This window comes from Natrinema halophilum (genome assembly GCF_013402815.2).
Taxonomy (GTDB): domain Archaea; phylum Halobacteriota; class Halobacteria; order Halobacteriales; family Natrialbaceae; genus Natrinema; species Natrinema halophilum.
Genome location: NZ_CP058601.1, coordinates 2,310,757 through 2,336,396, shown reverse-complemented (window position 1 = coordinate 2,336,396; position 25,640 = coordinate 2,310,757). Strand labels below are relative to the sequence as shown.

Genomic DNA, 25,640 nt, shown 5'->3' with positions numbered 1-25,640 from the left:
AGTCCGCCTAACACCGTCCTAACGGGTAGATTGACGTCAGTCGAGATCGGCGCGTTTGAACAGACGAATTCCGATTACGACTGGCACTATCAGCCAGGCGCACAGAATGGCGATCACCACTTCGCCCTGGAGATACCACGGATACTGGGGCGGGACCGATTTTCCGGGGAACGCTACTGGTGTGGCGACGAGGTATGCCGCCGTCGGACTGATAAGCACCTGCATGAATTTGATCCCGAAATCGGGGACCCCGAGCCCGGCAAGGTCGTTAAGGAAAAACCTGATACCGCGTTCGAGTGGGCCGAACAGATTCAACACGTTCGTCACGAAGAAAAAGCCGACCGCTCCAGCCATTGCCCGCGATCGGGATGCCGCCGATGCAGAAATGCCGATCGCGATGGCGACGTAGGTAAGCGTATAGAGGAGCGTCAGAGCTGCGATACCAACGAACATCTCCGTATCGAGTGTGGAATACCAGTTGAGTGCGAGTCCCCCTCCGACGAGAAACGCACAGATAACGGAAATAGTGACCATGGAGGCTCGTGACAGGTACTTCCCGAGAACGACCTGGCGGCGCGTGTTCGGGACCGACAGGAGGTACTTGATGCTGCTGGACTCGCGTTCGCCGGCGATCGCGAGGTACGCCGAAACGAGGGCGACGAGCGGGATGAACATCGCGCCGATGTCGATCAGGTTCAACAGAGCGGTTTCCACGTCCGGATTTGGGCCCCTGTTCTGCTCGGAATACAAAAATAGAGCGACGATAGAGATGTAGAGGACGCTAACGGACCAGACGACTCTGGATCGCCAGACGTCGAGGAAGTCCTTCTTTGCCACCGCGAGCGTGCTCATGCTGTCACCCCTATGCCCGATGTCTCTTCGTCCATCTGCTCTTCGTTCGTGTACGTATTGAACAGTTGCTCGAGCGAGACGTCCTCGGAGATGATGTCGTGGACCTCCGTTGCGGACGCGATGTGCTGGACGACGTCGACCTTGCTTGCAGGGTCGGTGCAGGTGACGGTGATCGTCGTTCCCTTGATGCTGGCCGATCGGACGCCGTCGAGTCGATGGAGGGCGAGATTTTTCGGCGCTCGCTCGACTTCGAGCGTGATCGTCGCATCGAGATTGAGGTCGCCCTGAAGATCGTTGAGCGTGCCGGTCGCGACCAGTCTCCCTTCGTTCATAATTCCGACCCGGTCGCAGACGGACTCGACTTCGCCGAGGATGTGACTCGAGAAAAAGACGGTCGTCCCGGTGTCGGCTTCCATCTGTATTATCCTGCGCATCTCCTGTTTTCCCGTCGGGTCCAGTCCCGCGGAGGGCTCGTCCAGAATCAGCAGTTCCGGATCGCCGACCAGCGCCATTCCGAGCCCCAGCCGCTGGGCCATTCCCTTCGAATAGTCCCCAACGGAGCGGTATCCGTCGTCGTACAGACCGACTCGTTTGAGGATGGCTCCCGGTTCGTCGTCGGCCCGCTTCGTGTCGATGACCCATTTGAGGTGCTCGCGGGCGGTGAGTCTGTCATAAAGGCTCGCCTGTTCCGGTAGAACGCCGATTCGATGACGGATTTCGGCGATGTCGGCCTGTGCGTCGAGGCCGAGTACCGTCGCGGTCCCGCTGGTCGGACGAACGAAATCGAGGAGCATGTTGATCGTCGTAGATTTCCCCGCGCCGTTCGGACCGAGAAATCCGAACACTTCCCCCTCCTCGACCGTGAGGTCGAGATCGTCGACGGCCAGGACTGACCTGTTGTATCGCTTGGTCAGTCCGGTTGTTTGAATGGCGGCCATAACCGGTATTTCATTGTCGAATACTGTATAGTTTTTGTAGGTATCCATCAGAACAGATATTTCTCTCCAGTTTCAGGCGACGAAAGAGCCGAACAGGCGCCTCGAGCGATAATGAGAACACGGCACCGTCGGCTGATCGGAATCGACAGGAGGATTTGCCACTTCCAGACTCGCGTTCACCGGCGATCGCAAGGGACACGGAGACGCGGGCAATCAATATCCCCATTCCGCTTCGCCCCTTCCGACCGGTTGCACCGTCTTCGGAACGAATCGACGGTCTTTCGGGTCTCACACGGAATACTATCGTCGGTAATCAGACGTGCTCGTCGAGGAAATCTGCGATCGCGGAATAGGCTTCGATTCTGTTCTCGAGTTTCGAGAACCCGTGGCCTTCGTCCTCGAAGATCAACTTGCGAACTGGAACTCCTTGTTCGGCCGCTTGCTCCGCGATCTGCTCGGCTTCGTCGACCGGGACGCGAGGATCGTTCTCGCCGTGGAGAACGAAAAGCGGCGCCTCGATCCGCTCGACGTTGTTAGTCGGCGAAATCTCTTCCAGAAACTCTCGATCCTCTGCGAGCGAGCCGTATTCGGCTTCGCGTAGTTCCCGCCGCCAATCGCCGGTATTCTCGAGGAAGGTGACGAAGTTGGCGATGCCGACGACATCGATGCCGGCAGCCCACAGATCTGGGTATTCGGTCATTGCAGCCAGTACCATGAAGCCACCGTAGGAGCCGCCTTTAGCGACGATCCGGTCAGGGTCGATCGCTGGATGGTCCGCCAGCCACTCGACGCAGGCCTCGATGTCCGCGACCGAGTCCATCCGCTTCTCGACGTCGTCGAGGGCGGCGTACTCGGCCCCGTAGCCCGCAGATCCTCTCACGTTCGGCTCGAAGTACGCGTAGCCTCGGTCGAGGAAGTACTGTTTGACGCTCGAGAACGAGGGTCGGCGCTGGCTCTCCGGTCCGCCGTGGATGTCGACGATGACGGGCGTGTTTCCGTTTTCGCAATTGTCCGGCACGGTCAGGAAGCCAGGAACCTCGAGTCCGTCGAAACTCTCGACGTGAACAAGATCGGACCCGTCGAACGTCTCGCGAGGAATGCCTGCGGTTGGTGCGCTCGTCCACCGTTCGGCCTCGCCGCTCTCGACGTCGATGACGAACACGTTCGTGTTGACCGTATCCCCGGTCGTCGAGAGAGCGAACCGTTCTGCGTCGGGATCGAAGCTTACGCCGCCGGAGATGCCGCCCGGAAGGTCGGGCTCGGGAAACGTCTCGTATTCGGTGGGGTCGGCGGCGTCGAACTCGCCGACCGTCAGTTCCGTGTAGCCGTCGACGTTTCGCGAGCAGACGAACCTGCCCGTCTCGTCGTCCAGTGCAACGCCGTCGACGTTCCATCCGTTTCCATCGATGACGGTCTCGGGGGCACTTCGTGCCCCGCCATCGAGATCGAGATATGCCAGATAGAGGGTGTCAGCCTCGCCCTCGTCGGTGACAAGGTATATTCCGTCACCGTCAGGTGCCCAGCTTGCGCTCTGGTAGCGGACGTCGCCCTCGTGTGGCGTGACGTGCTCGAGATCTGGTTTCTCAGCCTCGAGGTCGAGCACGTACAGGTCCTGATCGAAGTTAGAGTAGGCCTGCGAGACGAGCAGCCGGGAGTCGTCGGGGCTCCAGCCGGCAAGCGAGAGCCAGCCGTCGCCCTCGTATACGAGCCGTGCATCATCGCCCGTCTCGTCGCGACCCTGAACGTAGACGTCGAAGACGGACTCGTCGCGGCGATTCGAGGTAAAGGCGAATCGTTCGCCGTCGTCGCTCCATCCGCCCCAGCGGTGCTTGGCCTCGGGCATCGCAGTGAGGTTCTCTATTTTGCCGGTCGCCGCATCGAGCCGGAATAGTTGGGCACGTTCGTTGCCACCCTCGTCCATTCCAAAGATCAGCTCCGTCCGTTCGGGTGACCACGAGGCGAACGTCACCCGTTCCTCGAAGAACGTCCGTTGCTCAGGCCAGGCACGAGCGGAATCGATGGTCCAGACCTGCGAGGTTCCGGTCGTATCCATCAGGAAAGAGAGCCGTTCTCCGCTGGGTCCGAACGAAGCGCCGTACGCGCTACGGACGTTGAGATACCGCTCGATATCGTAATTGTTCATGCTCCAGCCGTACGGACTCGAGGGGGTAGTCGTTTCGGTCTATGTGATAGCTGACACTCAGGGCGGCCGAGTAGGAATCGATTGCCTCCTATCAATGGATCGTCTGTACATCGAACGACGAACGACTGTTCTCCGGGATAGTGTCGTCCGAAGAGAGATTGCAGCGATTAACGAAGTCATTCAACATGACTACTACGGACGATGGTAGACGAAACCGATTCGCCGCCGGTCGGGACCGTCTTCGTACCAATTGCGATTATACTCCTCGTATTCGGGCTGACCGTCGCGGCTGTCGGCCCAGAGCAGTTCGCGACCAAAGCGTCCGAGGATTCGGTGACTGAAAGCAAACTGTCGTCGCTGGGATCGAACAGTAGTGACGAAGGCGGGGCGGCCGCCGGTGTATCCGGAGACGAAGACGCTGACCGGGATACCAACGAGTCGAACACGAATTCGATCGACAGAGGCGGTACCGAGAGAAGTGATAACCAAACCGCTGACCGAAACGAGACGAGTGATTGGAACGAAACTGGTGACGGAAACGAGACGAGTGATTGGAACGAAACTGGTGACGGAAACGAGACGAGTGATTGGATCGAAACTGGTGACGGAAACGAGACGACCGATGGGAACGAAACGAGCAACCGAAACGAGACGGCGGACGGGTACGAAACTGGTGGCGGAAACGAGACCAGCAGTGAGGCTGATACCGAAACTGCAACCGAGACTGGAGCGGATACTGAAACCGATGGCAGCAACGATACTGCGGGTGACGAATCCGATGTGGAGGATGAAACGACTGGTGGTACCACCGACCCAGCGGGTGACGAAACGGACGACCGAGTGACGGACGCCGAGGCCAGCGACGGAACGGGTTGAGGGAAGACTACCGATGATTCTGCCGATACTGACTGCCCCTTCTTCCGATTCCGGGATCGAATACAGAGTACGAGTCGTTCGGCTCGAGCGGTTTTCCCGTGATCCGCCAGCAACGAAAGGTAATTCGTTGCCGGTCACTCGCCATTACCGCCAGGAAGGACGTAAACGCGATCCGTGATCCCGCCGACGGGTGTCGATTTGACGGCGTCTGGCAGCATATGACGTCTGTAGGGAAAGTGCGGTTCAACAGCGGATCGTGTCGGATTCGCAGCGGTGGTAATAGCCGCTATCACATACTTTCCTTGCGTTCGACCGTGAGGCTCTTCGTGATCGATATTTCGTTCACGCACCTTGTAACAAGAGGCGACATTTCGACGACTGCAGTGGGTCTGTAACGGTTCTCTGTTTGACTACGGATTGTTCCATAGCAATAAATACGACAATTTTTAAGCATTCAATTAAATCTCAGATCAACAAATACTAGTATTGGAAATTAGCAATCACTCGGACTGTTTGTCTTCTGTCCATAACAAAGCACGTGATGATCATCGAGGTGGGTTGCAGTTTGAAAACCATGAGAGACAAACCAGCGGACAGTACTGATTCGATTTCGGGTGCTCACATACGAACATCATTGACGATACTCGTCGTTCTGATGGCTGTTATCGGAATGACGTTCGGTGCGGGACTCGCCATGGCGAGTGGCGATACGACTACGCACGCGCCATCGTCATCCGACGACGATCAGACGACCGAACCGGAGGTACTCGACGTTACAGTTGAGTGTCAGCTTGGAAGCGGGCAGATCGACGTTTCGAATCCGACTGACGTACCGGTGGAACTCACGCTCGAGCGAGTCGACGTCGATCAGCCACCGTCCCAGCAGGAAAACGAGACTGTTGCAGCGAACGATAACGTCACGTTCACTCATCTCGAGGATGGGACATACAACCTCACTGCTGAAGCGGACGGAACCGAGGTTCCGCTTGACATCCCAGACGACGTTACGACGGTGGGGGACGACAGTGAGGTGCTAATTACGATCGACTGTCCTGACGAGGACGGTCAGGTTAGTACCAGTGCTAATACCGATGGAACTGGAGACGTGGTTACCACGGAAACGGACGACCGTGGAGAACATGACGTATCCCAGGATCGGCAGGCTAAACAGCAGGTTACAGATGGGGCACTAGACGGTGACCAGCAGGATGACCAGATAGACGTCGGTGACGAAGTTGCAGATGCCGACGATGGTCAAGATGCCACCGACAGCGAAGACGCCGATGACGGTAAGGATCGCGAAGACGGCGAGGACGGCAAGGACGGTGAAGATGGTGAGGACGGAGAAGACGGCAAGGACGACGAGAACGGCGAGGACGGTGAAGACGGCGAGGACGGCAAGGACGGAGAAGACGGTGATGATGGCGAAGACGGCGAAGACGGCGAAGACGGCGAGGACGGCAAGGACGGAGAAGACGGTGATGATGGCGAAGACGGCGAGGATGGTGATGATGGCGAAGACGGCGAAGACGGCGAGGACGACGAAGACGGTGATGATGGCGAAGATGGCAAGGATGGCGAGAACGGTGATGATGGCCAAGACGGCGAAGACGGCGAAGACGGCAAGGACGGAGAAGACGGCAAGGACGACGAGAATGGCGAGGACGGAGAAGACGGTGATGATGGCGAAGATGGCAAGGATGGCGAAGACGGCAAGGACGGAGAAGACGGCAAGGACGACGAGAATGGCGAGGACGGAGAAGACGGTGATGATGGCGAAGACAGCGAAGACGGCGAGGATGGTGATGATGGCGAAGATGGCGAAGACGGCGAGGATGGTGATGATGGCGAAGACGGCGAGGACGACGAGAACGGTGAAGACGGCGAGGACGACGAGAACGGTGAAGATGGAGGAGACGACGAAGACAGCGAGGACGGCAACAACGGCGAGAACAACAACGAAGAGAACAGCAACAACGGCGAGAACAACAACGAAGAGAACAGCAACAACGGCGAGAACAACAACGAAGAGAACAGCAACAACGGCGAGAACAACAACGAAGAGAACAGCAACAACGGCGAGAACAACAACGAAGAGAACAGCAACAACGGCGAGAACAACAACAATGCCCAGGACGGTACCGATGATAAGGATGTCAATAATGGAAACGACAGGGGCAGCAACAGTACCACCAACGATAAAAACACCAATTCCAGTAATGACAGCAATAGTGACAACAGCTAACGAAAGCCGCGAGCTACCGATCGAAGTATGAGGTAACCCGACTCGATTCGACGTCGCTCTTCGTTACATCCGTTTTTGAAATGGATGGGAGATTACATAGTGTGAGCTATCCGAAAATAAAAAAGAGAGGGATCGAGAACGATACCGACGACTACCCTGAGCAGCTGGAATAGCAACTCTCGTGAGCGAAACCGGTTGAATCCGCACGCTCTAAACGAACAGTGCGTTCGACGATAGTAGGTGCCCGCGCACAGAACCTCGAGCAGGCTAAATCGTTGAGGGGGCGCTGTAACGGCACGGTTCCTCTCCCGTCGGTCGGCTCTCTTTCGAGTTCCATCGAGCGCGGCGACTTGCTGGTGTCACCAGGACCCGGTATACGGCGGGAACGTCGAATCCAGTCGCGACTCCGATAGACAGCCCCACTATTGCCGGCGCAACGGGTTCGACCTACGCGGTGACTTCGAGCGGATGCTACCCAGTGGAAAGCCGCTGTCGATCGTTCGATTGGCACGAGTCCCACCGTTTTAGACGGTAAAATTCGTGGCGCCATCGAGTTTCGTCGACCCGGACGATGCGTCGTCGCGTCGACGCGGGAACCGACGAGATGATCCGAAGATGATATACTTCGGTACGGGTGTACCGCTCGTCCGTGATGGATCGTTCTTCCACGTCACCCAGGCGACTCCACCCGAGAATAGCGAGTCGTCACGAGTTAGACCGATGAGATAGGGCCGTCGTGTACCTCCTGAACTCATTTGGCCCCGTACGAAACAAGTAGAGTTTTTATCCTCTCGCTTGCATTCTGCGAGCAGATGCACGTTGCGTTCGTCTCGTTCGAAACGGTTCATCACCGCGACACCGAGACGAACCAACAATTCCGGACCGTCCTCGAGATTCTGAGCGAACGCGGCCACGACGTTCACTGTTACTGCGCTGGATTCTGGGCCGGCGACGGTTCGACGCTCGAGCAGGACGGCATCACCTACCATGCAGTTTCGACTGGTCTCGATGCACGGAGTTCGTTCTATTTGCGACTTCCGTTCGTCCTCGCGGCGGCGAACCCTGACGTGATCCACGCCGCCGCACAACCGCCGGGTCAGATCCTTGCAGCCCGATGGGGGGCGACGCTCGCACGTGCCCCGCTGCTCGTCGAGTGGTACGGCGACGGAGGAATTGACGACACGCGGTGGACGCGGCTTGCGACGGGGAGGCCCGACCGTATCGTCACCCCCTCGGAACTCGTCGGGACGTGGGTCCGAGAACTCGGAGCCGACGGCGATATCGTCGAGACGATCTCGAACCCGATCGATCTTGAACTGATCCGAGACGTCGAACCGGGCGAGGAAGTCGACGTGATATACGCCCGGCGACTCGACGACGGGGCCAACCTCGAGAGCCTGCTGCTGGCCCTCGCCGAACTTCGAGACCGGGACTGGTCCGCGACGGTCGTCGGTGACGGACCCGAACGGGAGACCTACGAGCGACTCACGCGAGACCTCCGGATCGAAGACCGCGTGACGTTCCTCGGTAATCTAACACTCGAGGACCGGATCGCGGTCTACCGCGGGGCGCACATCTTCGTCCAGACGGCCGAACACTGTGTCTTTCCGACGGAAATGCTCTGGGCGCTCGCCGCCGGTTGCGTCGGCATCGTGGAATATCACGCAAACTCGAGCGCTCACGAACTCGTCGAAGGCTGGAACCGTGGATTCCGGACCACCAGCGAGGCCGAACTGGGCGAGGCCATCCTCGCGGCGGGCGATCTCGAACGCCGCGAATTCGACGATCGGTTCGCCGACTACGACCGGTCGTCCGTCGCCGAGCGGTATCTCGAGTTGTACCGGGCGCTTCTGGAGGATCGCGGGATTCTGTGAACCGCCTCGGGGCCAAGTCGGTCGAGAATCTTCCATTCTCGTGACTGAGCGAATCGAAGATTCGCGAGGTCCGCGAAACCGTTGGTTTCGCTTGATCACGGAAATCGGAGATTTTCGAACGACCCCGTGGCATTCGGCCTGCTCCGCCTGTAGAACCGTCGAATCACGACGGTGCGAGAGACGGTTCAGTTTTCAAACGACGGTCGACGTTTCAGTAGGGGTACTTATATGTCGATTCGAGAGAGAATCGGGCTATGGTCGACACCTGCGAGTTCTGTCGGCTCGTTGCCGGAGAGAGACCCGCACACGTACTTTGCGAGGACGAGCAGACGGTCGCGTTTCTCGACCGCCGTCCAGCAGTACGGGGTCACAGTCTGGTCGTTCCACGCGCCCACGAAGCGGAGATTCTGACGATAGACGAGGGGGCTTCGATGGCCGTTTTCGAGACGGTTCGAACCGTCACGAGCGCTCTGGAGGAAGCACTCGACCCAGACGGATTCAGCATCTTTCACACCAGCGGGCCGCTGGTCGGGACCGTCGAACACGCACACGTTCACCTCGTTCCCCGCTTTGATGGCGACGACGTGTCGTTGTCCCTGTCTCGGAGCCAACTCGATCCCGACGAGGCCGCAGCGCTGACGGCACGCCTCCGATCCGCCCTGTAACGCGACTCGCGACTCGAGATTCGGCGACTGTCGAGAAACGACGATTCGGAGCTACAGATCGAATTTCGCGGCCGCTGTCTCCATGTCTTTGTCGCCGCGACCGGAGAGGTTCACGAGGATGGTGTCGTGATCGCCCGCCTCGGCCAGTTCGATCGCGCGAGCGATCGCGTGGCTGGACTCGAGGGCGGGGACGATGCCCTCCGTTTCGCTGAGCTCCCGGAAGGCGGCGAGTGCCTCGTCGTCGGTGACGCCCTGGTACTCGCAGCGACCGACGGCGCGGAACATCGCGTGTTCGGGGCCGACGCCGGGGTAGTCGAGTCCTGCGGAGACGGAGTGGACTTCGACGTCGTCGTCGATGACGCGGGTCTTCATTCCGTGAAGGACGTCGTCTTGTCCCTTCGCGAGTGGAGCAGCGTGCCGGCTCGAATCCGATCCCTCGCCCCCGCCTTCGGCACCGTAGAACTCGACGTCGTCGTCGCGGAAGGCGTGGAAGAGACCGATCGCGTTCGAGCCGCCGCCGACGCAGGCGACTGCGGCGTCGGGCAGTGCTCCCGTCCGCTCCTGGATCTGTTCGCGTGCTTCCCGACCGATGACGCTCTGGAAATCACGAACCATTCGCGGGAACGGGTCCGGGCCGACGACGCTGCCGACCAGGTAGTGCGTGTCGTCGACGTTCTGGGCGAAGTCCTCGAGCGCCGCGTCGACGGCGTCAGCCAGTCCTTCGTCGCCGCGGGTGACCTCGTTGACCTCGGCGCCCATCAGCCGCATCCGGAAGACGTTCATCTCCTGGCGCTCGACGTCTTTTTTCCCCATATAGATCTCCGTCTCCAGGTCGAGCAACGCGCCGACCATCGCCGTCGCGGTGCCGTGTTGGCCCGCGCCGGTTTCCGCGATCAGCCGGTTTCGGCCCGCCCGCTTTGCGAGCAGCGCCTGCCCGAGACAGTTGTTGATCTTGTGTGCGCCGCCGTGGAGCAGATCCTCGCGCTTGAGGAAAATCTCCGCGCCGTAGCGTTCGCTCAGGTTGCGCGCGTAGTACAGGGGGCTGGGTCGGCCGGCGAACTCTTCGAGGAGGCCGCGCAGTTCCGATTGGAACGCCTCGGTTTCGCCGACTTCGTCGTACGCCGTCGCCAGTTCCTCGAGCGGCTCCCGAAGCGGCTTTGGAACGTGTCTCCCACCATATCCTTCGAACTCTCCGTTGGACATATGCCGCTGGTTGCGCGCATACCGACAAATATGTTCTGTGCCACGGTCGTGTCAGCGCCAACTCTGACGAATTTTCCGCCGTTCTAACATTGGGGAAAATATTGCGCCTCTCTCCGACTGCTCTTTTCAGCCCGCTCGCGTCGCGTCAGAGATGCAGATCGAACGCGAAAGCGACTCGATCAGAACAGAACGGTCAGGATCGTTAGCGAGAGGCCATTTCCGACGAATAAGGCGAGCAGAACGACGACGGCCGGCGTTAGCCCGGTGGACCGGAGCTCGGAGAGTCGAATTTCGGTTCCGAGGCCGACGAACGCCAGCAGGAACAACCAATTGGAGACGTTCTCGATCGACGCCTGCTGGGCCGCCGTGAAAACGCTCAGACTCGAGAACGGCCTCGATTGACACCGAAACACCCATGAAAACGATCCCAGCGCCGAGCCACAGTTTGTGCGTGGCGAGACCCGGTTTGATTCGGGGCGGAATATCGACGACGTTCGTTATGACAAACCCGAGCGCGATGCGAACAGCAGATGGTTGAACCCGAGCAACTGCGCGACCGCTCGGGCGAGAAACGCACCGAGACAGCGCGCGATGATCCCCGGTAGGAGACGACGAACGTCCATCCCGTCACCAGGGGATCTGTAATTCGAACGCCATACCCAGCACGACGATCGCTCCCCCGACGACGACGCTTTTCCAGTCGCGTTCCAGCGCCGACCAGCGGTCGATAACGATGCCGATGTTCGACCACGATCCGTCGCTCGACATGTGTTAGGATTCCGAACGTCGTTACAGTTAATTGATACCGATACTGTCCGAGATACCGGCAAATAATGCCGACAAGCTACCACAGACGCTCGGATACGACGGGGTAGTCGAGCCCGGTGGCCTCTCCACTCGAGTGACCGAGGCCGAACGTCGGCAGCGCGTGACCGCAGTTGCGGGTTGGATGGGTGAATTCCGGCTTGACTCGACCATCGGAGGGATGCTCGAGAACCGAGAGCGGCCTGACCGGACTCGGACGGGACTGGCAGCCGAACGAATCGATGGAGCGACGCACTCGAGGGGTGACGCTCCCTCGGTCTAAAGGGAAATACACTCGCTCGCGAGTACCTCTGGGAGAGTCTGGACGGACTGACAACGACGAACAATCGCGCGGTCCGAGTTCGGTGACGATGCTCGTCTCACTTCTCAGCGATCGACGCTCCCGAGGACGATGTCGAGGCTTCCCAGCGACGCGATCAGGTCAGGGACGTACTCGTTTTCGGCCATCTCGGGCAACGCCGCGAGGTTGTGAAAACACGGACTGCGGATCTTGAATCTGGCCGGCGAATTCGAACCATCCGCGCGGATGTAAATCCCGAGTTCGCCCTTCGCGCTCTCGACGGCGCGGTAGGTTTCGGTTCCCGCGTCGGGTTTCAGCGTCCGCGGGACGTTGCTCTGGACCGTTCGCTCGTCTTCGGGCCAGTCTGCGACGAGATCGAGACACTGTTCGATGATCTTCGCCGACTCTTCGACTTCGCGCATTCGGACGAGGACGCGCGCGTGGTTGTCACAGGTGTCTTCCGTCACCACGTTCCACTCGAGGTGCTCGTAGTAGCCGTACGGATCGTCACGACGGACGTCGTAATCGATGCCGGAGCCCCGTGCGACCGGGCCGGTACAGCCGTAGTCCTTTGCGACCGCGGGCTCCAGAACGCCGGTGTCGATCGTTCGCAACTGGAAGATGTCGTTGCCGGTCAGGAGGTCGTGGTACTCGTCGACCTTCGCGGGTAACTCGTCGAGGAAATCCCGGCACTTTTCGATGAACTCCTCGCGGGGTTCGGGAAGATCCCAGCAGACGCCGCCGAGACGGAAGAAGTAGAACATCATCCGCTGGCCGGTTAGATCCTCCAAAATGTCCTGGACGACCTCACGGTCGCGCATGGCGTACTGAAAGATGGCGGTGAAATCGCCGTAGACGTCCAGTGCGAAGGTCCCGAACGCGAGGAAGTGGCCGAGCAGGCGCCCAAATTCGGTCGCCATCGTCCGCAGGACTTGTGCGTAGGCAGGTACCTCGATGTCGGCGATGTCCTCTATCGCACGGGCGACCGCCCACTCGTTGGGAAGGTTTGCCGTGTAATCCCAGCGGTTCGAGTACGGAATGATCTGGTGGCGATAGGTCCCGTTCTGACACATCTGCTCCTCGCACCGGTGAAGATAGCCGATATCTGGCTGAACGGCTGCGACCGTCTCGCCGTCCAGCACCGTCTCGAGGTGGAGCACGCCGTGGGTCGCCGGGTGGTGTGGGCCGATGTTGAGCAGCATCGTCTCCGACTCGCGATCGCGATGGTCCGCCTGGAGCGGGTTCGCGTGCTCTGCGTACCGAACGACCTGCGGTTTGTCCTGATCGTACTCGAGCGCGAGCGGATGGCCCAGCCACGACTCCGGAAGGAGAATCCGCCGGAGGTCGGGGTGACCATCGTATTCGATCCCGACGAGGTCGTAGGCCTCTCGTTCGTGCCAGTCAGCGGTTCGGAAAATCGGTTCGGCGGACTCGCAGGTGGGGTCGTCGGTCGGAAGCGGGACGACCAGCGTCACCTCGTGTGTGCGCTGGTCGTACTTCGTCATGTGGATAATCGACTCGTAGCGATCCGCATACTGCTGGGCCGTGAGACACGAGAGGTGATCGAACCCCGCTTCGTCGCGTAGCAGGCGGAGTACCTCCTGAACCTCGTCCGGCCGGATCACGAACGCCGGTGCGTTCTCGTGGTCGTCCCGCCCGATCGCGTGTTCGGTGAGAAGGGCCTCGAGTTCGGTCTCGTCGGCACCTTCGTCGCGCCGGTGGTCGTATTCCGGATCGATTTCGCGTTCGGGCACTGGTGTCTCGCTCATTGCGTTCTCCTCGCCACGCTCGTGGCGCGTCTCAGCTAGCCTACCGGAGACGCGGAAATGAGGGTTTTCCCGCTTCGGGGTGACTCTCCCTCGAGCCGGAACGACGATCCTTTCTTCCAGCGAAACGGTTTATGTATGCCGACGCACGTAGGGTGGACTATGACTCGCGGGATCGGTTGGTTCGACGCGTTCCGAGAGGTCGCTCCGGACTGGAGCGTCGTCCTGCTCGGGCTCGTCACGCAACTCGGCGACGTCTGGTTTCTCGGATTGCTCGTCGGTATCGTCTACTGGACGGACAGGTCCGACCGCGACGAAGCCGCCGCTATCGTCGGAATCACCCTCTCCGGTTTATCGCTCATTACGGGATTGAAAGCAGTCTTCGCACTCCCACGGCCGGAACGAGTGCTCGTCGAAACCGGGACGCTGCCGGAACTGACGCGGCCACTGTACGAGGCGACCGCGACGGCCACCGGATACGGGTTTCCGAGCGGTCACGCGCTCATGTCGACGGTCGTCTACCTGAGCCTGGCCGAGTACTGGTCCGTCAGCACGCGCCGTCGACGGTACCTCGGTGCTGGCGCGATCGTGACGGCCGTCTGCCTCTCGCGCATCGGACTCGGCGTCCACTATCTCGTCGACGTCGTCGCGGGTGTCGGTGCCGGAGCGGCGTTGCTGCTTCTCACCTGGCCACTACTGAACCGGTATCCTGCGTCTCGCGCCACGATCGGTTTCACGCTCGCGGTCGGACTTGCCACCGTCACACTCATCGTCTCTCGGGCGACTCCCGACGCTGTGCTGTTGTTCGGCGCATCACTCGGCGCGTTCGCCGGCTGGCAACTTGCCCTTCTCGCTCGAGCGCGGGAAGAAGGCCGCGGGCCGATCAGATCAAACCGGCTACTCACTGCAAGAGCGATCGTCGCACCCCTCGCGGTGGGCGTTCTCGTTGTCATCACTGCGTACTCCGGTCCCGTTTCGCTTGCCTTTCGGAGTATCACGCTCGGCGCAGCCGCCGCCACGTTCGTCGCGGTCCCCGTCATCTCCCGAAGCGAGCAGGTCCGAAACCGCGGACGGCAGGCTCCATCCGGCTCACAGTAAGCCGATCTCCTGTACGATCGTGACTGTTACTGTTCGCCTTCGTCCGTATCGCCACCGTCATCCCCATCGTCTGCGTTACCCTGGTCGTCCGCATCGTCTGCGTTACCCTGGTCGTCTCCATCGTCTGCATCGCGTTCGCCGTCCGCATCGTCTCTGTCCGGCTCCGAATCGTCTTCGGTCGGCGGATCGACCTTCATGTGGGAGGCGTCCTCCGCGGGGCTTGCTTCCGGTTCTGTCCCTTCCGTCTGCGTCGGCTGGGCCTGTTCGGAACTCGGTCCCGTCGCCTCGCTCTCTTCGTCCGCCATCGCCGAATTCGAGACGTCAACTGCGACTTCGGCGTCAGTGTCGCGCCGGGGATCGGTTTCTTCTGCTTCGATGCCCGGCCTCTGTCGCGGCTCTTCGTCGGCTTCCTCGGTGTACTCGATGTCGGACTCCGCTGTTCTGGACTCGCCGATCTCGGGCTCGTCTGCGATCTCCCCGTCCGGCTCGATCTCGGAGACGCGGCCGGAATCGATCCGGTTCGCCGCGGAAGCGGCTTCATCCGACGTTTCCTTCCCCTCGGTCCCGCCTTCGACCTCCGGGACGTCGGCGGCCTCGCTCGAGCGACGCTTTCGAAAGCCGAGCCCGATCAGCCCGATGCCAGTGATGCCAAGCAGCATCGCTCGCGTCCGATTCTCGATACGCGAGCGGATCGCGGCAAGCACCAGCAGGCCGCCACCGACTAACGGCAGCGTTCCGCTCGCCACTCCGACGGTCGCTGGGGAGGCCGCGTCGTCCGTTCCCGTCGGGACGTCATCCCCCTCGAGATCGGTGACGTCGTCGAGACGATTCGTCGAACCGTTCGTCGCCGTATCGTGATCGTGGTGGTCAGTCATCGAATGCACTCCGAGCGACGCATCAGTGGCTGCTCACGCCGAACGGCCCACCGGCGTCGACTCGGTGGCGCTACGCCGTCCCGTCGGATGAAGATTCGACCGGCAACTGAATACCCGACCCCGGACATCGACACCCATTCCAGCGTCGTTTGCTGAATTCTCGGGACGGCGGCGCTGGGCATCGTCGCTTCCACTCGAGTGAAACGACCCTCCCGCCAGAGACGTTTCGGGCCGAAATTACGCAGATCGACGATTTGCGCCCAACCAGTCGGCGATATCCCGGATTATCCCCCTGCATACTCCGGGGTTGTGACCTTCCGCACGTGACGTGGATGGAAGGTATATGTCGGAATCCAACGGACGTGACGGTGAGTCACATCGTATTGTGCGGAACGTTGTTTTCGTCGTACTCGATACGGCTCGAGCCAGAAGCGTTGGCAACCGAACCGATACGGGCGATCGGGCCGTGATTGAGTCCGGCCGTGCCGGAACGGACCGCTCTTCGGACGATCGGATCGTCTCGAGTACCGAGGGAACGGATGCGAACCCGACGCCGACCCTGAGCCGACTTGCAGCCGAGGGAACAGCGTTCACGAACGCGTTCGCGACTGCCCCCTGGACGTTGCCCTCCCACGCGTCGTTTTTCACCGGGACGTACCCCTCCGAGCACGGTACGCACGGCGGCCACACCTATCTCGAAGATGAGCTTCGAACCCTCCCCGAGGCGTTCGCCGACGCCGGACGTCAGACGGTCGGCGTCTCGAACAACACCTGGATAACCGAGGAGTTCGGTTTCGAGCGCGGGTTCGACGACCTTCGGAAGGGCTGGCAGTACATCCAGACAGACGCCGATATGGGGGCAGTCGTCCGCGGCGAGGATCTTCGGGAGAAAATCGTCGCAACTCGAGATCGGCTCTTCGACGGCAACCCGTTCGTCAACGCGGCCAACATCCTCTACAGTGAGTTGCTACAGCCACCCGGCGACGACGGTGCTGCTCGGTCGACGGACTGGGTCGCCGACTGGCTCGAGAATCGGACCGACGACCAGCCGTTTTTCCTGTTCTGTAACTTTATCGAGCCCCACGTTCAGTACGATCCGCCGAAGGAGTACGCAGAACGGTTTCTCCCCGACGGCGCCAGTTACGACGCCGCAACCGCGATCCGTCAGGACCCTCGCGCCTACGACTGCGAAGACTACGACATTTCCGATCACGAGTTCGCCCTGCTCCGCGGCCTCTACCGGGCCGAACTCGCCTACGTAGACCACCAGGTCGGTCGCCTTCGGGCCGCCCTCGAAGCTGCGGGCGAGTGGGACGACACCCTGTTCGTCGTCTGTGGCGACCACGGCGAACACATCGGCGAACACGGCTTTTTCGGCCACCAGTACAACCTCTACGATACGCTGTTGCACGTCCCGCTGGTCTGTCACGGTGGCGCCTTCACCCGCGGTGGGCGACGCGACGACCTGGTCCAGTTGCTCGACCTCCCCGCCACGATGCTCGAGGCGGCCGGAATCGACGATCCGGAATTGCGCCAGCAGTGGTCGAGCCGTTCGTTCCATCCCGATTCCGACACGGAGCCCCGCGACGCCGTCTTCGCGGAGTACGCCGCTCCGCAGCCGTCGATCGAACGCCTGGAAAACCGCTTCGGCGAGATTCCCGATCGGGTCCGGGCCTTCGACCGACGGCTGCGGGCGATCCGTACGGACGAGTACAAGTACGTCCGCAGCGACGACGGCTTCGAGCGCCTCCACCGCGTTTCGACCGACCCGCTCGAGGAAACGGATATCAGCGACGACGACCCACAGCGCGTGCGGACGCTTCGTCGTCGGCTCGAAGAGCAGTTTGACCCTCTCGGTGAGGCCGGCGAGACGGGTGACGTAGCGATGCGAGAGGGAACGAAAAAGCGGCTGGCGGATCTGGGCTATCTTTGACATCCTCCCCGCCCTAAAGGGTGAGGGTTCCCCGAAGGGGATATTCAGGTTGCGCGTTTCCTCGGTTCTCACGTACGCTTTCGCGTGGAACGTCGAAGGTCGCCACCGAGTTGTGACCAACGGTGTGCTTTTCAGCGCGTGTAGCCCTGTCAATGGGGCCTTCCTCCCCACATACAGCGGGCCTAATCGGCGAGAGCATCCGTTCGTTTACATCGAAAACAGCGCGATAATCCACGACTTCAGTCGAGGGAGAAGTCGACACGGGTGAATCGCGTCACTCGCCCCGACCCAGCGTGCGCTACCGTACGCGGATTCGTCGGTCGCGCGAAACGTCGGTCGGTATGAAACGTACATTTGTGCACGCGGAGATGTTTCGACCCATCGTCGAAACGCGGTCCCGTGTCTACCCCCTCGCCTCCCGAAACGGCGTCGTTCCCGTTTCCGATACAGATCGTCTACGACGGACCGGCCGACCGTCTTCGCGTCGTCGTCGACGTCGCCCCAGCCGACGCCGCCGATCTGACGGTTCAAGTCGGCTCGAGTCGTATCCGAATCGCTGTCGACTGCGACGACGATATCGCCGAACGTGTTCTCACGCCGCTTCCCCGCGATCTCGTCTTCGGCGGAGATCGTGAGGCGATCTACAACAACCGCGTTTGTACCATTTCACTCGAAACGCGGTCCCGCGGTCGCCACCGCGAGAACGGTGCTTTCAGACGACGGTGACTGTTGCCTTCGACGGGCGGACAGTGGCGACTCGCGATTCGCGACCGGTCAATCTACAGATAGGCAGTGGCGGAATCCGGGTGGCTCGACCGGTACTCGCTTGCTCTGCTTTGATCCGTCGAGCCACCGACTTCTCGGAACGAAATGGCTGACGACTACCACACGAAGGACGATTTCGCAGACCAACTCGAGATCGACGAGTCCCGCTTCGATCAGGCCCCGGACGACGAGACGATAGAGACCGTCGTCTCGAACGTCGAGGATCGAAACATCGAGGTCCACGTCTTCGACGACGGCGATGCGGCGCGCGAGCACCTCCGCGACCAGATACCGGACGGCAAAGCGGTGATGGACGGTCACTCGACGACGCTCGAGGAGATCGGTTTCACGGACGATCTCGAGGCCGAAGACGGGTTCGAGTACCTCGGAAACCGGGTACAAGAGAGGGATGACGACGAGGAGCGATACCGGATGCGACGGGAGGCCACCACCGCCGACGTTTTCGTCGACAGCGTCAACGCGATCGCCGAGACCGGCGAATTGCTCGGGGCCAACGCGCTCGGTAACGCCGTCGGCGCGTGGCCGTTCGGCGCGGAGACGCTGGTGCTGGTCGGCAGTACGAACAAAATCGTCGACGACTGGCAAACAGCCGTCGAGCGGGTACGCGAATTCGCGTATCCGCTCGAGGACGCCCGTGCACAGGAGGTGTACGGCCAGGGGAGCGTCATCGGGAAGCTCGTCTCACTCGAGTACGAGCGGGTCGACGACCGGACCCAACTGGTGTTGATCGACGAGCCCCACGGTTTCTAGCGGTCGTCGACGGTTTCTAGCGGCTGTCGACGGTTTCTAGCGGCTGTCGACGGTTTCTAGCGGCTGTCGACGGTTTCTAGCGGCTGTCGACGGTTTCTAGCGGCTGTCGACGGTTTTCAGCGGTTGGCGTCATTCGGAAGGGAAGCGGATGACGCTCTGACAGGAGCCGGACACCGAACGATTCGGAAGAGGATGTCGGTCGGAGTATCACCACGCCGGACCCGAATTCCACCTCGGCGGTCGCCTGCCTGCAGTACGTTTTTGCTCGCCAGTCCGATAGACGGATTCGAGCAGCCACGCACGTCGACCAATGGCTACCCACAACGCGCGTTCCGAGGATGGATTCGTCCCGTTCTTTCGCCGCTACACGAAGACGTGGATCCACGCGGTCGCGACGGCTGGCCTGACCGCGTTCGGAACGCTGACCATCGTCAACCGCTGGTTCGTCGTCCTCGCGCTCGCCTCGTACGTTCTGCCGCCGATCGTTCTGTATTTACGGGGGCGGTCGGCCGGTCGAATGCGCGACGCCGCCGGCCGAGAGGCGGCGAGGGGGACGGGCAATGGAGAGACGACGGTCGGCGATCGAGAGCCGACCGCGAGGGCGAACGATGGACGGACGGGGAAAACACCGGTATCTACTGGGACGGCAGCGGGACGGGAACCGGCCGACGAGACTGCTGATCGGACAATCGACCGAACGGGGGACCGCGGGACGGGAAGCGAGCAACTCGAGCGCGGTGTCGCGGAGGCCAACGCCGGTGCCGACGATGCTGGCGGTGAGGGTGCGACCGCGGCAGAGCACGCGGATCACGACGCCGGACAAAGCCGAAACGGTGCGAGTGCAGCCAGCGGGACGGACGACCGCGACCGACCGAGAGGGTGGCACGTCGTCGACGCGCCGACAGAGGTGACGCTCAGGGACGTCAGCGTTACTGCATCGGGGGCGGTCTACGCAGCTGGCGATGACGGAAGAGTGATCGCTGAGCATCGGAGCGACGCCGACGGGGAGAATGAGTGGGTAATCGTCCTCGAAGAGGGGCCGTCCGCAGCGGGAGCCGACCTTCGCGGGGTCGACGCGACGGCCGACGGCGATGCGATCTGGATCGCCGGCGACGGCGGCGCGGTGGCCCGTATCGAGACCGATACCGGCCGTCACACGGACTATTCGGCTCCCGCGGGGATCACGGCCAACTGGCTCGGAGCGGCCGTCGGCGGGACCAGCGGAGACGAGACCGTGTTACTGATCAACGGTTCCGGTGCGGTCTGTCGCGGGCGCTACCGCGACGGGGACCTCTCGTGGACCGACCCCGTCAAACCCGGCGGCGGCTCGAGTCTGACCGGAATCGCCCTCGCCGACGCGTCGATCGGCTACTGCTGTGACACGAACGACGGTGTCTTCGAGACGACCGACGGCGGGGACTCGTTCGACCGCGTTGGACTCGAGGGCGCGGACGGTACGCTCGAAGCCGTCGCGACGCTGGGTCGAGACGACTGTCTGGTGAGCGCGGACGACGGCGTCGTCCACCGTCACGACACGGGGACGTGGACGCCGGAGCGGGTCGCCGATGGCGCGCTACCCGGGCTCGCCTGGCGAGAGGGGGAGACGATCGCCTGCAGCGCGGACGGGGAAATATATGAACGATCTGCGGCGGCCGACTGGGAACGGGCTGCTGTGGACGCAGCGGGAACGCTTCTGGCTGTCTCGGTCAACTCCGATGACGGGCGGGCGGTCGCAGTCGGTGCGGACGGAACGATCGTCGACAGGCGTTGATTTGATCGGCAACGAGGTCGGTCAGTGTGTGTTCGATCTCCCCGAGGTGCCACGCCCTCCGGTTCCTCGCTCGGTGCGGTGCGTCACAGTGGACTGCCTCGGCGGAAGCCAGTTCGGATACGCTCGGTTGACTGTCGAACGCACGGACCAGTTTGTCAACGTGTCTAACTCGGCGTATTCAAGGCGAACTAGTATTCCGCTCTCGAGCGAACCGACAATCATCACGACCCCACAGCGAGGCGTCTCCAGTTCGCCTCGCAGCCGGGCGTGAACCCAGCCTCGACCATGAACGCACCTCTCCGAACGGCGACACGGTACACCGTCCGAACGTTCGCACCCGACGATCGAGCGGCGTTCCTGTCGCTGTACGAAACGGTGTTCGGTCACGACAGAAGCCCGCGCTGGTTCCGCTGGAAGTTCCGGGAGAATCCCTACGTCGATCACGTTCCGATCATCGTGGCGACGTCCGACGGTGATCCCGTCGGCTTCCGGTCGTTTTTCGCCCAGCAGATGCGCATCGGCGGGACCGTTCGAACCGCGTTCCAGCCGTGCGACACGATGGTCCATCCCCGCCACCGCGGACGTGGCCTGTTCGGACGGATGAACGAACATGCCATCGAGCGGTACGCCAACGGGTCGCCGTCGTTTTTCTTCAACTTCCCGAACGAGAATTCGAAGCCGGGCAATCTAGCCCACGGCTGGCAGGAGATCGGGACGGTGCCTGCCTACTATCGGCTGCAAAACCCCGCCGACGCTCTCGAGCGGCGGACTAACACCGACCCGTCGTCGGACGGTACCGACGGACGGTCGGTCGATACTCGACGTGCTGATGGCGACCGACGGCTCAGCGATGGTCGTCTGACCAGTGCGTTCACGGACATGCTCGAGGACACGATTACGCGAATTCACCGCGCCGGCGACCGACTGCTCGTCGATTCCGAACCCGGTCTCGGAATCGAGTACTACGAGACGCCGCCGACCGGCACCCTCGCGGCGATCTATCGGCGATCGATCCCCCCCGAAATTCACACCAACCGGACTGCGGCTTTCTACCGCTGGCGGTTCGCAAATCCGGCACAGACGTATCTGACCTACGTCGCTCGCCGCGACGGCGAGCCGGTCGCCGCGCTCGTCGTCTCGAGCGGCGTCGACCGCGCGCGAATCGTCGAGACGCTGCCGCGGTCGATCGAACCCGAGGAGGCGCCACTCAACCAACTCCTCGTGGCAGCGATGGACGATTTCGCGGACCGTCGCTATGTTACCGCGTTCGGAGAGACGGTACCGTCTCCGCTCAGGTACCGGTTCTACCCGGACACCCGACTACCGCTGTCGGCGTTCGTCCGACCGACGTCACGAACCCTCCTCGCACGCGATCTCGGCGACGGCCTCGACCTCGAATCCAGTCCGATCGAGGCGTGGACGTTCTCGCGTCTCGACCTGGATACCACCTAACGGAACTCGATCGAAACGGTCGTGGAGGTAATCGAACCGCCAAGACCGAGGACGTATCGGACACTGTTATTGCCGTCGAACTCGGAGTGACACCAGTGAGCGATCGAGGCGAGGGAACCGACCAACCGGACCGCTGTCGGCTGTGCGGGACTGTACTCTCGCAGTCGGCGGGCCAGTCGATATCGGACGCGTTCTGTTCGACCGGCTGTCGCGACATCGCTGCCGAGTACGGGACGAGCAGCGGCGCTGATCGCGGTACTGCCGGTGGCGATACCGGCGATGACGGCGGGAACGACCTCGAGACCCGGACGTCAGATCCGGAATCGATCGACGATACCGACCGGGGAGGAAGCGGGCCAGACGGGACTGTCACAACCTTCTTCCGGGTTGACGGTATGCACTCGGCGACCTGCGAAGCCTTCCTCGAGTCCGTCGCCGAGGGATGCGACGGCGTGACCGAGGCCGAGGCGAGTTACGTCACGGAAACGATCCGCGTGGATCATGATCCCGACCGAATCTCGGCGCCGGCGCTCCAAGAAGCGCTGAGCACACTCGGCTATACGGCCTACTTGCGGGAGGAGGCGACTGCCGACGACGAGACGGGTGGGACCCGGCGCTCCCGGGAGATGTCCGGCCTCCGAAAGCGCCGCGCCGACGATATGCTCGAAATGCGATACGTGGTGGGTATCGTCTTCGGATCTTTTCTCCTGTTGCCGTTCGTTGCCGTGCTCTATCCGATGTTTCTGACCGAGTTCACCGACTGGGGCGCGATCTCGCACTTCGAGAACGCCTTCACCGGCTTCACCGGGACACTGTATCTCCCCCTGTTCGTCGTGCTAACAGGGGCAATTCTCTACCTGACCGGCGGCCCGGTCCTGCGAGGTGCATACGTCAGCCTGAAACTTCGGCGGCCAACCACGGATCTCCTCGCGGGGCTGACCATCGTCAGCGCGTACCTCTACAGTATCGTCATCACCGGGCTCGGCGGTAACCACCTCTACTTCGATCTGACGATCGTCGTCGCCTCGATCGTGATGGGTGCGGTCTACTACGAGACGTCGGTCAAACGCCGCGCGACGGAACGATTGACCGATCTCACGGTTTCGCAGGTCGATACCGCGCGGTTGTACGCATCGGACGGGTCGACGACCGAACTTCCCGTCTCCGATCTCGAGTCGGGCGACCGCGTGCTCGTTCGCGAGGGCGAGCGCATCCCCGTCGACGGGACGCTGGCGGAGGGCGAGTGTGCGGTCGACGAGGCTGTGGTGACGGGGGAATCACTCCCGGTCACGAAACGCGCCGGTGACGACGTGGTGGGTGGGTCGGTAGTCACGACCAACGCGGCGGTCGTCGACGTCGGCGAGCGGACGACCAGCAGCATCGAGCGACTGACGCAGGTCGTCTGGAACGTCCAGAGCGCCGACCACGGCATTACCAGACGGGCCAACGAAATCGCGGCGGTCCTCGTTCCGATCGTCCTCGCCGCCGCGGTCCTCGTCGGCGCGATCTCCGTCCTCGTCGGCCCGAGCGTGTCGACCGCCGCGATGGCCGTTCTCATGACGTTCATGGTCGCGAGTCCCTGGGCGCTCGGCTTCGCGACGCCGTATACCGTCGCGACGAGCCTGCAGGAAGCCCTCGACCGCGGGATCGTCGTCTTCGACGAGACGATCTTCGAGCGCCTGCGTGCGGTCGATATCGTCGTATTCGACAAAACCGGGACGCTCACGACCGGTGAGATGAGCGTCCACGATGCCGACGCGCCGGCCGACTTGCTCGAGGCTGCTGCGGTCCTCGAGCAGCGCGCGGCCCATCCTGCGGCGGCGGCGATCGCCGATGCGTTCGACGGCCCAGACCAGTACCCCGACGGAGAGGGTTACCGCGACCGCGCCGGTGACGACGATGCAGGCGATGCAACCCGCGCGGACGGCGGTTCGGCCACGTCAGGCGAGGTGGAAGTCCGGGACTTCCACACCCACGCGACCGGCGTCGAGGGGACCGTCGATGGTCGGACGGTGCTCGTCGGTCACCCCGACCTCTTCCGCGATCGCGGCTGGGCGCTCACCGCGGCGCTCGAGACCCGAATCGAGGACGCTCGAGCAGCCGGGCGACTCCCGGTCGTCGTCGGTCGAGACGGTGAGGCAGAAGGGATCGTGATCGTCGGAGACGAACCCCGTGGTGGATGGGAGGAAACGATCGCGACGTTGGACGAGGACGGGGTCGACGTCGTGGTGCTGACCGGCGACGATGGAACGGCAGCCGACGTCTTCGATCGGCATCCGTCCGTCGAACACGTTTTTGCCGGCGTTTCGCCGAACGGAAAGACGGCAGCAATCGGGCGGATGAGAGCCGGCAATCGGGTAGCGATGGTCGGCGACGGGACGAACGACGCACCCGCACTCGCCGCGGCGGATCTGGGTATTTCGCTGGGCAGCGGCACTGCACTTGCCGCCGACGCGGCCGACGTCGCGATCGCCCACGACGACCTCGCTGCCGTGGCACGGGCGTTCGCGCTGGCGTCGGCAGCCCGAACGCGAATCGAGCAAAACGTCGGCCTCGCGTTCGGTTACAATGCGATCGCGATCCCCGCCGCGGTCCTCGGAATCGTCAATCCGCTGGTGACCACCGTCGCCGTCGTGGCGGGAACCCTGCTCATCGTCGGGAACGCCGAGCGGTCACTCACCGACGAGTGAGCGTCGCTGACGGTCAGCTATCCACGTTTCTGCCCCTGTCTCCGCTCTCGTTTCTGCCCCTGTCTTCGCTTTCGTTTCCGTCCCCTCGATCGAGGGCCCCCCACGAGACGGTCCGTTCGACGCGAATCAAGATAACCGGACAGTCGCCGAGATCGTGATCCGCATACTGGTCGTACTTGCGCTCGAGCGCGCCTGTCGCGGCGTCGTGCGGCGTCGATCCGGTCCGGTTTCGATTTGTGCTATCGGATCGGACACCGACCGCCGCATCGGGCTCGATAATCCGGGCTCGACCGCGGATCTGGACCCACGCGAGGCGCGACCAGTCCTCGCGGTAGCGATCGACTAGCAGCGTCACTCTCGAATTCGTCCGTATATTTCGAACGCGCTGGAGCTTTCGGGTCGCTTTCGGTTTCTCGTCGATCGCCGAGACGATCGCGGGGTCCGTCTCCGCCGTCGAGTCGTCGAACTCGGGGAGTGCGTAGCAGATCGGCACGACGTGAGGATTCCTCTCGTCGTCGACCGTCGCTAACGCGCCGACGCGGGTCCGTTCGAGGAACGCCTGTTCTTCGGGTGTCACGGGCGGACGGACGTTCACCGAACGGATAGAACTCACGCCGG

General features: G+C 62.0%; 20 protein-coding genes and 1 pseudogene. 12 read left to right on the top strand and 9 right to left on the bottom strand.

The window, feature by feature from the left end:
- Positions 1–36 precede the first annotated feature (36 nt).
- From HYG82_RS32130 to HYG82_RS32120, 3 genes are all read right to left on the bottom strand, one after another.
- Positions 37–852 carry an ABC transporter permease subunit gene (locus HYG82_RS32130; RefSeq protein WP_179261130.1) on the bottom strand — a complete coding sequence of 272 codons (816 nt, stop codon included), beginning with the start codon at positions 850–852 and terminating at the stop codon, positions 37–39.
- On the bottom strand, positions 849–1,790 hold the full coding sequence (locus HYG82_RS32125) for an ABC transporter ATP-binding protein (protein WP_179261129.1): 942 nt from the start codon (positions 1,788–1,790) through the stop codon (positions 849–851). The genes HYG82_RS32130 and HYG82_RS32125 overlap by 4 nt, the downstream gene beginning before the upstream one ends.
- Positions 1,791–2,103: 313 nt before the next feature.
- Positions 2,104–3,933, bottom strand: coding sequence for a S9 family peptidase (locus tag HYG82_RS32120; RefSeq protein WP_179261128.1), 1,830 nt, complete (start codon positions 3,931–3,933; stop codon positions 2,104–2,106).
- A gap of 201 nt (positions 3,934–4,134) precedes the next feature.
- Here HYG82_RS32120 and HYG82_RS32115 point away from each other — a divergent pair, with 201 nt between their 5' ends.
- From HYG82_RS32115 to HYG82_RS32100, 4 genes are all read left to right on the top strand, one after another.
- The gene (locus HYG82_RS32115) at positions 4,135–4,809 is read left to right on the top strand and encodes an ICP22 family protein (protein WP_179261127.1); all 675 of its coding nucleotides are present in this window, start codon (positions 4,135–4,137) and stop codon (positions 4,807–4,809) included.
- Positions 4,810–5,383: 574 nt separating this feature from the next.
- On the top strand, positions 5,384–7,054 hold the full coding sequence (locus HYG82_RS32110; RefSeq protein ID WP_179261126.1) for a hypothetical protein: 1,671 nt from the start codon (positions 5,384–5,386) through the stop codon (positions 7,052–7,054).
- A gap of 812 nt (positions 7,055–7,866) precedes the next feature.
- The gene (locus HYG82_RS32105; RefSeq protein ID WP_179261125.1) at positions 7,867–8,928 is read left to right on the top strand and encodes a glycosyltransferase; all 1,062 of its coding nucleotides are present in this window, start codon (positions 7,867–7,869) and stop codon (positions 8,926–8,928) included.
- 254 nt (positions 8,929–9,182) lie between these two features.
- Positions 9,183–9,593, top strand: coding sequence for an HIT family protein (locus HYG82_RS32100; RefSeq protein WP_179261124.1), 411 nt, complete (start codon positions 9,183–9,185; stop codon positions 9,591–9,593).
- 51 nt (positions 9,594–9,644) lie between these two features.
- Here HYG82_RS32100 and trpB read toward each other — a convergent pair whose 3' ends face one another.
- The 3 genes and pseudogenes from trpB to HYG82_RS32085 form a co-directional block, all read right to left on the bottom strand.
- Positions 9,645–10,796, bottom strand: coding sequence for a tryptophan synthase subunit beta (gene trpB / locus HYG82_RS32095; protein ID WP_179261123.1), 1,152 nt, complete (start codon positions 10,794–10,796; stop codon positions 9,645–9,647).
- Between the two features lie 179 nt (positions 10,797–10,975).
- Positions 10,976–11,182, bottom strand: a pseudogene (locus HYG82_RS44630) (YeiH family protein); the annotation flags it as partial.
- A gap of 241 nt (positions 11,183–11,423) precedes the next feature.
- The gene (locus HYG82_RS32085; protein WP_179261122.1) at positions 11,424–11,564 is read right to left on the bottom strand and encodes a hypothetical protein; all 141 of its coding nucleotides are present in this window, start codon (positions 11,562–11,564) and stop codon (positions 11,424–11,426) included.
- A gap of 31 nt (positions 11,565–11,595) precedes the next feature.
- On the opposite strand from HYG82_RS32085, the gene HYG82_RS32080 reads away from it, so the two are divergent.
- Entirely contained in the window at positions 11,596–11,883 is a 288-nt protein-coding gene (locus HYG82_RS32080) for a hypothetical protein (RefSeq protein WP_179261121.1), read from the top strand.
- Between the two features lie 104 nt (positions 11,884–11,987).
- Here HYG82_RS32080 and HYG82_RS32075 read toward each other — a convergent pair whose 3' ends face one another.
- A complete protein-coding gene (locus HYG82_RS32075; RefSeq protein WP_179261120.1) occupies positions 11,988–13,670 on the bottom strand; it encodes an NADH-quinone oxidoreductase subunit D in 1,683 nt (560 codons plus the stop codon).
- A gap of 159 nt (positions 13,671–13,829) precedes the next feature.
- On the opposite strand from HYG82_RS32075, the gene HYG82_RS32070 reads away from it, so the two are divergent.
- The gene (locus HYG82_RS32070; protein WP_179261119.1) at positions 13,830–14,765 is read left to right on the top strand and encodes a phosphatase PAP2 family protein; all 936 of its coding nucleotides are present in this window, start codon (positions 13,830–13,832) and stop codon (positions 14,763–14,765) included.
- A 26-nt stretch (positions 14,766–14,791) separates the two neighbouring features.
- On the opposite strand, the gene HYG82_RS32065 is transcribed toward HYG82_RS32070, so the two are convergent.
- A complete protein-coding gene (locus tag HYG82_RS32065; RefSeq protein WP_179261118.1) occupies positions 14,792–15,640 on the bottom strand; it encodes a hypothetical protein in 849 nt (282 codons plus the stop codon).
- A gap of 343 nt (positions 15,641–15,983) precedes the next feature.
- Between HYG82_RS32065 and HYG82_RS32060 the strand changes: the two genes are divergently transcribed.
- From HYG82_RS32060 to HYG82_RS32035, 6 genes are all read left to right on the top strand, one after another.
- Positions 15,984–17,573, top strand: a complete 1,590-nt coding sequence (locus tag HYG82_RS32060; protein WP_179261117.1) for a sulfatase family protein — start codon at positions 15,984–15,986, stop codon at positions 17,571–17,573.
- A 399-nt stretch (positions 17,574–17,972) separates the two neighbouring features.
- Entirely contained in the window at positions 17,973–18,299 is a 327-nt protein-coding gene (locus tag HYG82_RS32055; RefSeq protein WP_179261116.1) for an Hsp20/alpha crystallin family protein, read from the top strand.
- Positions 18,300–18,443: 144 nt separating this feature from the next.
- Complete coding sequence (locus tag HYG82_RS32050; RefSeq protein ID WP_179261115.1) at positions 18,444–19,109, top strand: lactate utilization protein; 666 nt, start codon at positions 18,444–18,446, stop codon at positions 19,107–19,109.
- Between the two features lie 310 nt (positions 19,110–19,419).
- Positions 19,420–20,880: a beta propeller repeat protein gene (locus tag HYG82_RS32045; protein ID WP_179261114.1), complete on the top strand. Its 1,461-nt coding sequence runs from the start codon at positions 19,420–19,422 to the stop codon at positions 20,878–20,880.
- Between the two features lie 285 nt (positions 20,881–21,165).
- Positions 21,166–22,332, top strand: coding sequence for a GNAT family N-acetyltransferase (locus HYG82_RS32040; protein WP_179261113.1), 1,167 nt, complete (start codon positions 21,166–21,168; stop codon positions 22,330–22,332).
- 95 nt (positions 22,333–22,427) lie between these two features.
- Positions 22,428–25,022 carry a heavy metal translocating P-type ATPase gene (locus HYG82_RS32035; RefSeq protein WP_179261112.1) on the top strand — a complete coding sequence of 865 codons (2,595 nt, stop codon included), beginning with the start codon at positions 22,428–22,430 and terminating at the stop codon, positions 25,020–25,022.
- A gap of 13 nt (positions 25,023–25,035) precedes the next feature.
- On the opposite strand, the gene HYG82_RS32030 is transcribed toward HYG82_RS32035, so the two are convergent.
- Positions 25,036–25,599 (bottom strand): TIGR03668 family PPOX class F420-dependent oxidoreductase, encoded by a 564-nt coding sequence (locus HYG82_RS32030; protein ID WP_179261111.1) that lies wholly within the window; start codon positions 25,597–25,599, stop codon positions 25,036–25,038.
- Positions 25,600–25,640 lie beyond the last annotated feature (41 nt).

Excerpts from the sequence above, each read along its gene's own strand:
- HYG82_RS32045 (WP_179261114.1), top strand. The coding sequence starts at position 19,420 with ATGGCTACCCACAACGCGCGTTCCGAGGATGGATTCGTCCCGTTCTTT.
- HYG82_RS32040 (WP_179261113.1), top strand. The coding sequence starts at position 21,166 with ATGAACGCACCTCTCCGAACGGCGACACGGTACACCGTCCGAACGTTC.
- HYG82_RS32125 (WP_179261129.1), bottom strand. The coding sequence starts at position 1,790 with ATGGCCGCCATTCAAACAACCGGACTGACCAAGCGATACAACAGGTCA.
- HYG82_RS32130 (WP_179261130.1), bottom strand. The coding sequence starts at position 852 with ATGAGCACGCTCGCGGTGGCAAAGAAGGACTTCCTCGACGTCTGGCGA.
- HYG82_RS32085 (WP_179261122.1), bottom strand. The coding sequence starts at position 11,564 with ATGTCGAGCGACGGATCGTGGTCGAACATCGGCATCGTTATCGACCGC.
- HYG82_RS32115 (WP_179261127.1), top strand. The coding sequence starts at position 4,135 with ATGGTAGACGAAACCGATTCGCCGCCGGTCGGGACCGTCTTCGTACCA.
- HYG82_RS32120 (WP_179261128.1), bottom strand. The coding sequence starts at position 3,933 with ATGAACAATTACGATATCGAGCGGTATCTCAACGTCCGTAGCGCGTAC.
- HYG82_RS32065 (WP_179261118.1), bottom strand. The coding sequence starts at position 15,640 with ATGACTGACCACCACGATCACGATACGGCGACGAACGGTTCGACGAAT.
- trpB (WP_179261123.1), bottom strand. The coding sequence starts at position 10,796 with ATGTCCAACGGAGAGTTCGAAGGATATGGTGGGAGACACGTTCCAAAG.
- HYG82_RS32070 (WP_179261119.1), top strand. The coding sequence starts at position 13,830 with ATGACTCGCGGGATCGGTTGGTTCGACGCGTTCCGAGAGGTCGCTCCG.
- HYG82_RS32105 (WP_179261125.1), top strand. The coding sequence starts at position 7,867 with ATGCACGTTGCGTTCGTCTCGTTCGAAACGGTTCATCACCGCGACACC.
- HYG82_RS32060 (WP_179261117.1), top strand. The coding sequence starts at position 15,984 with ATGTCGGAATCCAACGGACGTGACGGTGAGTCACATCGTATTGTGCGG.
- HYG82_RS32100 (WP_179261124.1), top strand. The coding sequence starts at position 9,183 with ATGGTCGACACCTGCGAGTTCTGTCGGCTCGTTGCCGGAGAGAGACCC.
- HYG82_RS32075 (WP_179261120.1), bottom strand. The coding sequence starts at position 13,670 with ATGAGCGAGACACCAGTGCCCGAACGCGAAATCGATCCGGAATACGAC.
- HYG82_RS32050 (WP_179261115.1), top strand. The coding sequence starts at position 18,444 with ATGGCTGACGACTACCACACGAAGGACGATTTCGCAGACCAACTCGAG.
- HYG82_RS32110 (WP_179261126.1), top strand. The coding sequence starts at position 5,384 with ATGAGAGACAAACCAGCGGACAGTACTGATTCGATTTCGGGTGCTCAC.